Consider the following 12,403-nt stretch of genomic DNA (forward strand, 5'->3'; position numbering starts at 1 on the left):
CCCTATGCTGCGGCCATGACCCGACGACTCGCGCCCGCCGGAGCGGGCACCATGATCATCGCCGCCCTGCTGGCCGGCTGCGCGATGACCCCGACGACCTCGCCGACACCGACGCCGACCTCCGCAGCATCCGCGCCGACCGCGTCGCCGCCCGAGCCGACCACCTCCGCCGAGCCGACCGCTGCTCCGGCCGACGTGACGTGCGACGACGTGCTCACCGACGCGGAGTACGCCTCGCTCGAGGCCGACGGGCTCGTTCCGCGGACCGAGAACGTGGTCACGCTCGGACCCGTGATGGCCGACCTCGCCGACGAGGGCGCGCTCGTCTGCAACTGGGCAAAGCCGCAGAGCGACATCGCGATGTGGGTGGTGCGACTGCCCGAATCGGATGCCGCGTGGCAGGCGCGGCGCGACGAGCTCCTCGCCGCGGGCTGGACCGAGGGCGACGAGCCCCTGCCGAGCACGCTGACCGCCCCGGCCGACTACGACTCCAACTACATCCCGGCGATCGGCCACGCCGACGGAGTCACCTACTTCGTGAGCGGCGCCCGCTTCCTCACCTCGATCGCGGCGCTGGGCTGAGCCGGGAGGGCACGCGCCACCGCCTGCCGAGCACGGGAGCGCGGCGCGGCGCGACGGTCGACCCTGCCTTCACGGGGCGGCGGCGCGCAGGAGATCGGCGAGCTGCCGCGGCACGCGCTCGAGCGGCATCCGCTCGACGATCGCGGCGGCGAAACGGACCTTGCGCCCGCTCGCCGTGCCCGCGAATCGGCGCAGCTGGGCCTCGATCGGCCGCCCGCGCTGCGCAGGCTGACCTTGGAACGTGCGGAATCGCGAGAGCTCACCGGCCTCGGCGAGCATCGACTGGACGAGGTCCGCGCCGGCCGCACGGATCAGCTCGTCCTCGAGATCGAGCGCGCACGCGAAGAAGCCGAGCGCCTCCGCCTCGGCGAGGTCGGCGGGTCGACCTCGGCCGGACTCCTCGAGCATGCGGCACACGACCTCGAACTCGCCGACGTCGTACAGTCCGAGCAGGCGCGGCGGGTCCACCACGGGGCCGGCGAACGCGGCATCGAGCTCCGCGAGGTGCGTCCGAAGGTTCGTGACGCCGCCCATGTCGACGACCCGCACGCCGCCGCCGCCGAGGTCGACTCCGAGCCGGGCCGCGAGCGCGAGGATCGCTCGGTGGTCGCTCGGCCCCTCGACGAGCAAGACGACGCGATCCGTGGCGGCTCGGGCGTCGCGCATGACCCGACCCTAGCCCGAACCATGGACAGCGGGGCATGCGAGGCGTATGCTCGTCCGGGCCGCGCCACGCGGCATCCGTCGCCTCGTCGAAGGCGACCCCACCCCGCCCAGCGGGCCGAGACCGGAAGGAGTGAGCGATGAACACCGTCCTTGTCGCGCGTATCGCAGACACCCTTCCCCGCGAGGCCGCCCGCTAGCATCCGCGACCGGTGGCCTCCACGACCTCGGAGACACCACCGTGAACATGCTGTCGTCACTCGACGATTCCGCCGCGCACCGCGCGGCATCCGCTGCGCCGTTCGGCGCGGCATCCACCCACCTCGCCTTCGCCGACGTCGAACCCGGCGAGGACCAGCGCTGGTCGACCTGGCCGGCGACCCAACCCAGCGAACGCGGACCGGAACCCCGGCCCGACTGGCTCGTGACCTCCGCCGCCGCACTCGACACCGAGCTCGGCATCGTGAAGACCGGCAAGGAGGCCGACCTCTGGCTCATCGAGCGCGCCGTGCCCGGTGCGCCCGCCGACGTGCCCGGCAACGCCGCACTGCTCGCCGCCAAGCGGTACCGGGGCGCCGAGCACCGGATGTTCCACCGCTCGGCGATCTACACCGAGGGCCGCGGCACCCGCCGCAGCCGCGACGTGCGCGCCGTGCAGCGCGCGTCGACGTACGGCCGCGAGGTCGCGCGCACCGAATGGGCGTACGCCGAGTTCGCGGCGCTCAGTCGCCTCACCGAGCTCGGCGCGCCCGTGCCGTACCCGGTGCAGGTGAGCGAGACCGAGGTGCTCATGGAGTTCATCGGCGAGGGCCGGACGGCTGCGCCGCGCCTCGCGCAGGTGCGCGCGACGCCCGACGAGCTGCGCGACCTGTTCCACCAGGTGATGGACCTCATGCGCCGGCTCGCACACGCCGGACTCGCGCACGGCGACCTCTCCCCGTACAACCTGCTCGTGCATCGCGGGCGCGTCGTCGCGATCGACCTGCCGCAGGTCGTCGACGTGGTGGCGAACCCGAACGGGTTCGACCTGCTGCATCGCGACTGCGTCAACGTGTGCGACTGGTTCACCCGGCAGCGGCTCGAGTGCGACGCCGAGGAGCTCTTCGGCGAGCTCGTGGGCGACGTCTACCGGTGAGCCGTCGTCGCGCACCCGCCCATCCGCCCGCCGCGCGCCGCCCGCGGCGGGCGGGTGCGGCGTGCCGCGAAGGCGGTAGTGTTCCCGCAGATCACCGACGATCGACCCGACCGAGCGCGCTCGAGCCGGGCCGGGCGGATGGCGCGGCCCAGCGGCATCCGTCACCTGCGGTTCACCCGACGGAATGAGACTGGCGCCATGACCGATCCCGCCCCGCTGCCGCTGCAGCCCGCCGTTCCGCCGCGCCCCGGCCATCAGGACGTCGAGCCCCTCACCGGGCTCGAACTGCAGGCCGAGCGGCGCGTGCCGCGGAAGCAGGTGTGGGCGTGGGCGATCTGGGACTGGGCGACGCAGCCGTTCAACTCGGTGATCCTCACGTTCGTGTTCACCGCGCTCTACCTCACGAGCGACTGGTTCCTCGACCCGGCCGTGGCCGAGCTCGGCGAGGGCGATCCGGCCTATGAGCGGGCCATCGCCGACCTCGCGAGCGGCCTGGGCTGGGCGATCACCGTCGCGGGCATCCTGATCGCGGTGCTCGCCCCGGTGCTGGGGCAGCGGGCGGATGTCGCGGGGCGCCGCAAGCTCTGGCTCGGCGGCGCCACGGCGGCGCTCGTCGCGTGCATGTTCGCGCTCTTCTTCGTGCAGGGATCGCCGCCGTACTTCCTGCTCGGCATCTCGCTCATCGCGGCGGGAACGGTGTTCAGCGAGATCGCGGGCGTGAACTACAACGCGATGCTCGTGCAGGTCTCGACGCCGCGCACCGTCGGCAAGGTGTCGGGGCTGGGTTGGGGCCTCGGCTACCTCGGCGGCATCGTCGCGCTCGTGCTCGTGGTCGTGGCGACGACGTTCGACTGGTGGGGGATGCCCACCGACGACGGGCTCGTCTACCGGGTGATCGCGGTCGGCTGCGCGGTGTGGACGCTCGTCTTCGCGTGGCCCGTGCTCGTCTACGTGCCCGAGGCGCCCCCGGCCCCCGGGCGCGAGCGCGTCGGGTTCTTCCGCAGCTATGCGGTGCTCGTGCGCGACATCGCCCGGCTGTGGCGCGAGGCCCGCCCGACGTTCTGGTTCCTGCTCGCGAGCGCCGTCTTCCGCGACGGACTCGCGGGCGTGTTCGCGTTCGGCGCGGTGATCGCGGCGGTGGTGTTCCGGTTCACCTCGAACGAGGTCATGCTCTTCGGCATCGCGGCGAACCTGCTCGCGGGGGTCTCGACGATCGTCGCGGGCCGCTTCGACGACCGCTTCGGTCCGCGCGCGGTGATCCTCACGGCGCTCGGCGGCCTGGTCGGCGCGGGCCTCATCGTGTTCTTCCTGCACGACGCGGGCAAGGTCCCGTTCTGGATCTTCGGCCTCGTGCTCACCCTGTTCGTGGGGCCGGCGCAGGCGGCATCGCGGTCGTTCCTCGCGAGGGTCACGCCGGCCGGTCGCGAGAGCGAGATCTTCGGCCTCTACGCGACGACGGGCCGCGCGGCGAGCTTCCTGTCGCCGATGCTGTGGTCGGGCTTCATCGTCGTGTTCGGCGCGACGTACTGGGGCATCCTCGGCATCGTGCTCGTGCTCATCGCGGGGCTCGTGCTCATGCTCTTCGTGCGGGTGCCGAAGCGGGTCGCGGAGGCCGCGGCGGCGCCGATCGGAGGCCGGTGAACCATCCGGGCGAACCCCCTTCCAGCTCCACGCGAGCGCTCGTGCTCGGCGGCGGCGGATCGACGGGCAACGCGTGGCTCATCGGCGTCATCGCCGGACTCGCCGAGGGCGGGCTCGACGTGACCGACGCCGACCTGGTCGTCGGCACGTCGGCCGGCTCGACGACCGCGGTCCAGGTCGCCGGCTCGGCCCCGGGCGAGCTGCTCGCCGCCGTCCTCCACGAGGCCGCATCGGCGCCGCGCCGCGAGCCGCCCACCGGCGATCGTCGACCCCTCGCATCCGTCGCCGCGCACCTGGAGCGGACGAACGCGATCATCGCGGCCGCCGCCGACGCGTCCGACATGCGCCGCCGGATGGGCGCGGCGGCGCTCGAGCGCGCGGCCGCGTCGGGCGAGGAGGGCCGGGAACGCTGGCGGGCCACCGTCGCCGCCCGGCTGCCGAACCCGGACTGGCCCGAGCGACCCCTGCTCATCACCGCGGTCGACGCCCGGACCGGCGACCCGGTCGTGTTCGACCGCGCGAGCGGCGTCGACCTGGTCGATGCCGTCGCAGCCAGCTGCGCCGGTGGGCCCGCGTATCGGGTCGGGGACGACCACTACATCGACGGCGGCTACCGGCGCAACGAGAACGCCGACCTGGCGAGCGGATTCGGCCGCGTGCTGGTGCTCTCGCCGCTCGGCGGCCGCACGCGGCATCCGCTCGACTGGGGCATGCAGCTCGCGGCGCAGGTCGACGAGCTGCGCGCTGGCGGCAGTCGGGTCGAGACGATCCTCCCGGGCCGGGATGCCGAGCCGCTGCTCGGCGCGAACGCGATGGACGTCTCGCTCCGTCCGGCCGCCGCCCGGGCCGGCTCGCAGCAGGGCCGGGACGCTGCCGAGCGGCTCGCCGGGTTCTGGGGCTGACGGCCGCCGCGCCGACTCCACGACGACGCGCCACCCCGGCGCGGGGCGGCGCGTCGCCGAATCCACGTCGGAGGGCTACGGCGTGATGCGGACCGTGACCTCGGCCGTCGTGGTGTTCCCGGCGACATCCGTCGCCTCGAAGGTCACGGTGTAGACGGCGCCCTGCCGGGCGCGCACCTCGATCCGGGTGTCGGACACCACGCGGTACTCGGCCTTGTGGCCCTCGACCTCGACGCCGGTGAGCTCGACGGTGACCTCGCGGCCGGAGTTGTCGGAGGCGTCGATGTCGAAGTCGACCGTGTGCCACTTCGCGTCGGGCGGGAAGATGCTCGCCGGCACGGCCGTGACCTGCAGCTCGGGTGCGGTGTGGTCGAGTTCGAGGCCCACGAGCACCGGGTCGTGGTCGCTCGACCGGTAGGCGTCGGGCGCGTAGAACGCGTCCTGCGCGGGCTTCTTGAACGTCATGTCGTAGTCGATGAGGCTCGGTTCGTCGGCGTTGATCGCCCACGTCGTGGCCTCGAGGGCGTCGGCGGCGAGCGCCGGGCCTGCCAGCGCGTAGTCGAGGTAGCCCAGCTGGCCGTCGAACACGTACGAGTAGTGCTCCTCGCCCTGGTCGCGCAGCAGCAGGTCGGTGTAGCCCGCACCCGTGAGCACCTGGATCGGGTCCTCGTGGTCGTACGAGTTCAGGTCGCCGATGATCAGCTCACGGCCCGGCTCGGCCGCGGTGGGTCCGGTGGCGAGCCAGTCGACCATGGCCTCGGCCGCGTGCGTGCGGACGACGTTGCAGTTGCCCTGGCCGTTCGGGTCCTCGGGCTCGCCGGGACACGCCGACCCCTTCGACTTCAGGTGGTTCACCACGACCGCGACGTCGCCGTCGGTCTGGAGGTCGGTGAAGGCCTGCGCCAGCGCCGGGCGGTTGAGGTCGTCGATCCAGCGCGGATCGACCGACTCGTCGAGCACGGCGTGCTCGCCGAGCGGGGCGACCGCGGCGGGCTTGTAGATGAGCGCGGTCGTGATCACGTCGGTGCCGAGCACGCCAGTCGGGATGTACGCGTAGGTGCCCGCGCCCATCTCGTCGTTGAGCGCGTCGACGAGCGAGGCCACGGCCACGTCGCCGTTGTTCTCGATCTCGATGAGGCCGACGATGTCGGCGTCGAGCTGGGAGATGGCGCTCACGATCTTCGCCTGCTGGCGCTCGAACTCGACCGGATCGCTCGCGCCGCGCGAGCCGAGGGTCGTGAAGTAGTTCAGCACGTTGAAGCTCGCGACAGTGGTCGAGCCGTCGACCTCTGGCGCCGCGGTCCGCGGGTTCGCGACCGCGAAGTCGGCACCCTGCGTCGGCTGCACGGCCCACGTGTCGAACCGGTAGTCGAGCACGCCGGTCACGTCGGTGACGAGGTCGCCGCCGCGGAAGGTGTTCTCGAGCGTGAAGACCTGGCCGTTCGGATGGATCGCCGGGTCGGGGTTCTCCACGCTGCGACCGTCGTCGACGCCGATGCGGTTGAGCGCATTCTGCTCCGCGAGGGCGATCGCCTCGGGCGAGCCCGCGTCGAAGAGCGCGGTCGGCTGCATCTGGCGGTCGGGCCCGAGCGTGATCGTGCCGTAGCGGCCGTATTCGAAGTACTCGAGGATGGCGAGCTGCTGCGGCAGCACGACCCGCATGCCCTCGAGCCGCTCGCGGGCCTCCGCCCCGGCGGGGAGGCTGAACTCGGCCGGGGCGGGCAGCTCGGCGCCCGAGGCGCAGATCGAGTTCGCGGTCGCGGTGAGCTCGGTCATCCCGAAGTACTCGCTGACGGTGCCCGCGAGGTGCACGACGTCGCCCGCGGCCACGTCGAGTCCGGTCGGCGCGTAGACGAAGATGCCGTCGGATGTCGCGGGGTCGCCGTCGCCGGCATCCTGCACGTAGTAGCCGTCGAACCCGCCGACCTGGAAGTCGCCGATCACGACGCCCTCGATCTCGACCGAGGCGCCGACCTTCGGCGAGGTCGCGCCCGCGCCCTGGACCGAGCCGATGGTCACGGGCGCGGCGGCGCAGTCGGCCGGCGGCAGCGGCACGACGACCACCGTGAGCGAGTTGCGGACGCCGGGGGTGTTCGCGGCCTCGCCGGCGACGAGGGTGCCCGTGTTGCCCGGGATGCCCGCCTTGTCGAAGTCGTTGCGCACCCAGTCGGCGGTCGAGTCGGTGTCGGCACCGTCGGGGATGCGCGACGCACCTCCGAGCGCGAAGGCGGCCCCGTCGAAGGCGACGCCCAGCACGGTGTCGCCGTAGGCGAGGTCGCCCGAGCCGCCGTCGTTCACGGCCACTGAGTCGAGCACCTCCAGCCCGGCGACCGCGTCGATCGCGCCGTCGTCGTCGGCGTCGAGGTCGTCGCCGAGCGCACCGGCGAACCCGGTGACGAGCAGCAGCGACACGGTGCCGTTCTCGAGGGCGTTGGCCGGCAGCCACGCGAGCGCGCGGCCGTCGTCGTCGGGTGCGGCGAACGGGACGACCTCGTCGACCACGCCCATGGAGGCGCCCGCGTCGCCCTCGATCTCGAGCACGCGGTATCCGCCGACGTCGGTGCCCGGCTCGACGAGGAGTTCGACGTACTCGATGTCGGTTCCCGCGGTCGAGGCCGAGAACTCGTTGATCACGGGGGTCTGCGGGGGCGCCTCGGCGCACCCGGTGTGCGTTCCCAGTCCGTCGAAGGTGTCGGTCGCGAAGCCGACCCACTCGAGCGCGGGGTCGAACGCGTCGTTCGTCACGGCGTCGCCGACGCACACGCCGTCGGCGCGACGCAGCGTGTTGTCAGCCGTGGAGGTCAGGCCGGCGCCCCATTCGGTGCCGGGGTCGACGCCGATCTGGCCGAACGAGTCGACGACCGTCCCGGCACGACGCAGCGTCAGCGCGTCGTCGCCGTTGAACCAGCCTGCGCCGTTCGTCTGGTCGGCCTGGGCCAGGACCGGCGCGGACGCCGAGGCCTGGGCGATGACCCAGGCCTCGCCTGCGGCGACCGAACCCGTGAGGTTGATCGTCAGGCCCGCGCTCGCCGATCCGTTGAAGAACATCTGGATCGAGTACTGGGCGGCCGACAGGTCGACGGCGGCGCCGGTCGGGTTGAACAGCTCGATCGCCTTGTTGTTGGAGCTGCCTTCGACGACCTCGCTGATGATCAGGTCGGTCGGGTCGCCCTCCAGCGCCGCCGCCGGCGCGGCGATGCCGGTGAGGGCGAGGGCTGCGGCGGTCAGGCCGACACTCAGGCGCACGGGACGATTCATCGGGGCTCCTCACGCGACCCGGGCACGGGCCGTCGTGACCCCCCCGGACGGCGCCAGCCTAGGGGTCGGCGCGAATCGCTGGGAAGACGCGTCACGAGACGTTCACGCGAGCGCTGCGAATGTGCACCCGACTGGCCATTCCGTGCTCGAACGAGCACGGACCGTCAGGGACGGCGCTCCTGGATGCCGCGCGCGAACCGCGCGAGCAGCGTCGCGAACTGGGCCCGCTCGACGTCGGTGAACCCCTCGAGTGCCGCCTCGATGGCCTGGCGACGCGTCGACGTCGCGTTCCGCACCGCGGCCGAGCCCGCTTCGGTCAGTCGGATGCGGGTGCGCCGGGCGTCGTCGGGATCGGCCTCCCGCACGACCTGACCCTCGTCGGCGGCGGCCTGGACGAGCCGGCTCGCGCGGGGCTGGTCGACGCCGATCGCCTCGGCGAGCTCGGTCACCGAGAGCGGGCGATCGGCCGCGTCGAGCGTCGCGAGGAGGCGGAATCGCGCGACGGGTCCGACGCGGAATTCCCACGCGCCGCGCGACCCGCGCCGAGGCCAGGGCGGGCCGCCCGCGCGCCCCTCTGCGTCGGCCTCGCCGTTCGCGCCGTGCCCCCAGGGTCGACCGCCCGCCGGGCGGGCGCCGCGATCCGCGGGACCGGGCGCGCCGGCTCCCGGATGGTGCCCGTGGTGGTGGTCGCCGTGCGGGTGCGGGCCGCCCCGCGGACGCCCGTGGCGCAGCGCGGCGAGCGAGCGCTCGATGAGCTCGACGGGGTCGGGCTCGGGCGCGTGCGGGTCGGATCCGGTCACGACCCTATGGTACATGTCACTTGACATGCAATAACGATGCATGTCACACTGCATGTACATGTCATGAGACATGCATCGCCCCGACCGGGGCGCACGACACCGCCGGCCCCGCGCCATCCGCGCCGAGCACGCCGGCCACGAGAGGATTCCGATGAACACCCACGACCACGACCACGACCTGCCCGACCCAGTCGACGAGACGCCCGAGGCCGACGACCTCGGCGAGCACGACGCCGCGGCGGACGCGCCCGCCGACCCCACGACGCGCCCGCTCGGCTTCTGGCTGAAGACCGTCGACCGCCTGATCGACCGCGAGTTCGAGACCGCGTTCGCCGATCTCGGCGTCACGCGCCGCGACTGGCGCCTGCTGAACCTCTTGGGCGGCGAGGCGCGCGACGAGCGCCTGCTCGCCAAGCTCGACGCGCGCCCCCACCGCCTCGACGACCTCGTCGATCGCGGTTGGGTCGCCGGCGAGCCCGGCGCCTGGACGCTGACCGACGGGGGCCGCGATGCGCTCGCGGCGCTCGGCGAGCGGGTGGCCGCCATCCGCTCGCGCATCGGCGGCGCCGTGTCATCCGACGACTACGCGACGACGCTCACCACGCTCGAGGCCATGGCCCGCGAGCTCGGCTGGAGCGAGGAGGCCGCAGCGGCCTGGCGACGCGAGGCGCGCTCGCGCCGACGCGGCGGGTTCGCCTCGCGCGACCCCCGTCCGGGCCCGGGCTTCCGACGCTTCGGCCGCCCCGCGTTCGGGCCGACGGGCGCCGGGACGGACCGGCACGACGGGTGCCACCACCCCGACCACGGCCGCCACGGACGAGCCCACGGACACGGCCCGCACGAGCGGCACGGCGCGGCCGAGGTGCACGTGCACGTCCACCTCGACGAGCGCCGCGGCCGCGGTCTCCCCCACGGCGCGCCGCACGACCGCGCGCAGCGCTGACCCGCCCGACTCCGCGGCCGGTCCGGACCTAGCGTTCGGATCGGCCGCGCGCGTTGTAGACCACGGCGTCCGAGGCCCCGAACTCGCGGAACACGCGCAGCGCCTCGGCGCGACGCACACCCGAGTGCACGCTGATGCCGCGGTCCTCGAACTCGCCGATCCAGTCGTCGGGCATGGGTCCCTCGTCGAACCCGGTGAGGTCCACGCACTCGTCGCCGTGGCCAGCGATGACGAGCCGGCGCACACCCGACCACATGGTCGCGCCGTAGCACATGACGCACGGGGCCCAGTTGACGACGAGTTCGAGCTCGGCCCCCTCGGCGCCCAGGTCCCAGCGGCCGAGCCGGGTCTGCGCGAGGCTCAGCGCGGTGACCTCGGCGTGCGTCGAGCTGAGCCCGCTCGAGAGCACGACGTTCACGCCCGCCGAGACGAGCGCGCCGGATGACGCGTCGACGACGAGCGCCGCGAACGGACCGCCGTTGCCCGCGCGCCAGTTGCGATCGGCCAGCTCGATCGCGAGCCCGACCCTTGCCTCGTCGTCGGGCAGCGGCGTCGAGGCCAGCTGTGGGAGCTCGTCGACCAGCCACGGCGGCAGCGACGCGGAGAACGAGGACGGCAGCGCGGCATCCATGCCCCTCATTCTGCCCTGCGGGACGGCCTACGGCGCCTTCTGCTCGTCGTCGCCCGACAGCCGCTGCGCGAGGTAGATGGGCACGATCGACACGATCACGAGCACGACCGCGATCACCGACACGATCGGCGCCTGGCTCGGCCGGAACATGTTGTTCAGGATGAAGATGGGCAGCGTCGTCACGCCCGAGCCCGCCGTGAACGTCGTCACGATGATCTCGTCGAACGACAGCGCGAACGCCAGCAGCCCGCCCGCGAGCAGCGCCGAGCGCAGCTGCGGGAACGTCACGAGCCGGAAGGTCGTGAAGACCCCCGCGCCGAGGTCGGCCGACGCCTCCTCGAGCTTCGTGCCCGTCCGCCGCAAGCGGGCGATCACATTGTTGAACACGGTCACGATGCAGAAGGTCGCGTGCGCGATCACGACCGTCCAGATCGAGAGCGGGATGCCCATGATCGTGCGGAAGAAGTTGTTCAGCGCGATACCGGTGATGATGCCCGGCAGGGCGATCGGCAGGATCACGAGCAGGTTGATCGCGTGCCGGCCGAAGAAGTCGAACCGCTGGAGCGCGAACGAGATGAGCGTGCCGAGCAGGAGCGCGATCGCGGTCGAGACGAGCGCGACGACCACGCTCGTGCCCACCGCCTCCATCGCACCGGCGCTGCGGAAGGCGCGCTGCCACCATTCGAGTGTGAAGCCCGGCGGCGGCCACGAGAGCGACGTCGAGGTCGAGAACGAGTTCACGAGCACCACGAACAGCGGCACGTACACGAGCACGAGGATCAGGACGGCGACGACGCCGAGCGTCGTGCGCGAGAGTCGGGAGAGTCGCATGCGTCGCCCCTACAGGTTGTCCAGGGCGCCCGTGCGACGCACGAGCGCGAGGTAGCCGAAGATGATCGCGATCGGGATGAGCGCGATCGCGGCGGCGAGCGGCAGGTTGTTGGCCGCGCCGACGTTCGTGTACACGAGGTTGCCGAGCATCTGGCTCGCGCCGCCGACGATGTTCACGGTGATGTAGTCGCCGAGCGAGAGCGAGAAGCTGAAGATCGTGCCCGCGATGATCGCGGGTGCCGCGAGCGGCAGCACGACGTGCCGGATGGTGGGCCAGGACTTTCCACCCAGGTCGGCGGATGCCTCGAGCAGCGAGTCGGGCACGCGCTCGAGCCCGGCGTAGATCGGCAGGATCACGTAGGGCAGCCACAGGTACGACAGCGTGATGATCGTCGCGGTGAGGCCGTAGCCCGGGGTGTGCAACCCGAACGGCGCGAGTACCCACTCGAGGATGCCGTCCTGCGAGAGCACCGACCGCCAGGCGTACGCCTTCACGAGGTAGCTGGCCCACAGCGGCATGAGCACGGCGATCACGAGGAGCCGGCGGGCGCGCGGCGAGGCGACCTTGGCCATGTAGAACGCGATCGGGAGGGCGAGCGCGACGTCGATGATCGTGACGAGCAGCGCCACGCCGATCGTGCGCAGCGTCACCGTCTGGTACAGCGACCCGGTGAGCACCGTGATGATGTTGTCGAGCGTCCACTCGGTCGTGATCTGGCCGGTGAAGCTGTCGACCGACCAGAACGCGGTGACCAGCAGCGCGGCCAGCGCCACCACGTACACGAGGGCGAGCCAGAACAGCGGGGCCGACAGCAGCAGCGCGAGCCGGGTGCGCGGGTGCGTGCTGAGGAACACCGACGTCCGGCGGGCGGTCGTGGCCTTCGGGCGTGGGATGCCGCGGCCCGGCGGTGAGGTCGGTGCGGTCGCGTTCGTCGTCATGCGGCTTCCAGTCGGGGGTCGGTGGAGAGGTGGGGGTCGAGGAGGCCGCCGGGCGACCTCCTCGACCCGCGGGGCGGG

Annotated in this window: 11 protein-coding genes; 5 read left to right on the forward strand and 6 right to left on the reverse strand. The window is 72.7% G+C overall.

Features of this window, described 5'->3' with window-relative positions; all coding sequences use genetic code 11:
* Nucleotides 1–15 precede the first annotated feature (15 nt).
* Nucleotides 16–582, forward strand: a complete 567-nt coding sequence (locus tag JOD46_RS00765; RefSeq protein WP_204390891.1) for a hypothetical protein — start codon at nt 16–18, stop codon at nt 580–582.
* A gap of 69 nt (nt 583–651) precedes the next feature.
* Here JOD46_RS00765 and JOD46_RS00770 read toward each other — a convergent pair whose 3' ends face one another.
* Entirely contained in the window at nt 652–1,248 is a 597-nt protein-coding gene (locus tag JOD46_RS00770) for a TOPRIM nucleotidyl transferase/hydrolase domain-containing protein (RefSeq protein ID WP_204390894.1), read from the reverse strand.
* A gap of 244 nt (nt 1,249–1,492) precedes the next feature.
* Here JOD46_RS00770 and JOD46_RS00775 point away from each other — a divergent pair, with 244 nt between their 5' ends.
* The 3 genes from JOD46_RS00775 to JOD46_RS00785 all read left to right on the forward strand — a co-directional run bounded on the left by JOD46_RS00775 (nt 1,493) and on the right by JOD46_RS00785 (nt 4,923).
* Nucleotides 1,493–2,380 carry a serine protein kinase RIO gene (locus JOD46_RS00775; protein WP_204396091.1) on the forward strand — a complete coding sequence of 296 codons (888 nt, stop codon included), beginning with the start codon at nt 1,493–1,495 and terminating at the stop codon, nt 2,378–2,380.
* Between the two features lie 198 nt (nt 2,381–2,578).
* Nucleotides 2,579–4,021, forward strand: coding sequence for an MFS transporter (locus tag JOD46_RS00780; protein ID WP_204390896.1), 1,443 nt, complete (start codon nt 2,579–2,581; stop codon nt 4,019–4,021).
* On the forward strand, nt 4,018–4,923 hold the full coding sequence (locus JOD46_RS00785) for a patatin-like phospholipase family protein (RefSeq protein ID WP_204390898.1): 906 nt from the start codon (nt 4,018–4,020) through the stop codon (nt 4,921–4,923). The genes JOD46_RS00780 and JOD46_RS00785 overlap by 4 nt, the downstream gene beginning before the upstream one ends.
* 75 nt (nt 4,924–4,998) lie before the next feature.
* Here JOD46_RS00785 and JOD46_RS00790 read toward each other — a convergent pair whose 3' ends face one another.
* Together JOD46_RS00790 and JOD46_RS00800 are read right to left on the reverse strand one after the other, a co-directional pair.
* Entirely contained in the window at nt 4,999–8,181 is a 3,183-nt protein-coding gene (locus tag JOD46_RS00790) for an ExeM/NucH family extracellular endonuclease (RefSeq protein WP_239562501.1), read from the reverse strand.
* A 164-nt stretch (nt 8,182–8,345) separates the two neighbouring features.
* Complete coding sequence (locus JOD46_RS00800) at nt 8,346–8,981, reverse strand: MarR family winged helix-turn-helix transcriptional regulator (protein ID WP_307834857.1); 636 nt, start codon at nt 8,979–8,981, stop codon at nt 8,346–8,348.
* A gap of 151 nt (nt 8,982–9,132) precedes the next feature.
* Here JOD46_RS00800 and JOD46_RS00805 point away from each other — a divergent pair, with 151 nt between their 5' ends.
* Nucleotides 9,133–9,924 carry a MarR family winged helix-turn-helix transcriptional regulator gene (locus tag JOD46_RS00805; RefSeq protein ID WP_204390900.1) on the forward strand — a complete coding sequence of 264 codons (792 nt, stop codon included), beginning with the start codon at nt 9,133–9,135 and terminating at the stop codon, nt 9,922–9,924.
* A 28-nt stretch (nt 9,925–9,952) separates the two neighbouring features.
* Here the strand turns inward: JOD46_RS00805 and JOD46_RS00810 are convergent, their stop codons facing one another.
* Genes JOD46_RS00810 through JOD46_RS00820 form a run of 3 tightly spaced genes read right to left on the reverse strand, consistent with a single transcriptional unit; the run spans nt 9,953 to nt 12,325 of the window.
* Nucleotides 9,953–10,555 (reverse strand): nucleoside deaminase, encoded by a 603-nt coding sequence (locus JOD46_RS00810; protein ID WP_204390901.1) that lies wholly within the window; start codon nt 10,553–10,555, stop codon nt 9,953–9,955.
* A gap of 27 nt (nt 10,556–10,582) precedes the next feature.
* Nucleotides 10,583–11,386, reverse strand: coding sequence for an ABC transporter permease (locus JOD46_RS00815; RefSeq protein WP_204390902.1), 804 nt, complete (start codon nt 11,384–11,386; stop codon nt 10,583–10,585).
* A gap of 9 nt (nt 11,387–11,395) precedes the next feature.
* Nucleotides 11,396–12,325: an ABC transporter permease gene (locus tag JOD46_RS00820; protein ID WP_204390903.1), complete on the reverse strand. Its 930-nt coding sequence runs from the start codon at nt 12,323–12,325 to the stop codon at nt 11,396–11,398.
* Nucleotides 12,326–12,403 lie beyond the last annotated feature (78 nt).

Origin of the sequence: Agromyces aurantiacus (genome assembly GCF_016907355.1) — a bacterium.
Taxonomy (GTDB): domain Bacteria; phylum Actinomycetota; class Actinomycetes; order Actinomycetales; family Microbacteriaceae; genus Agromyces; species Agromyces aurantiacus.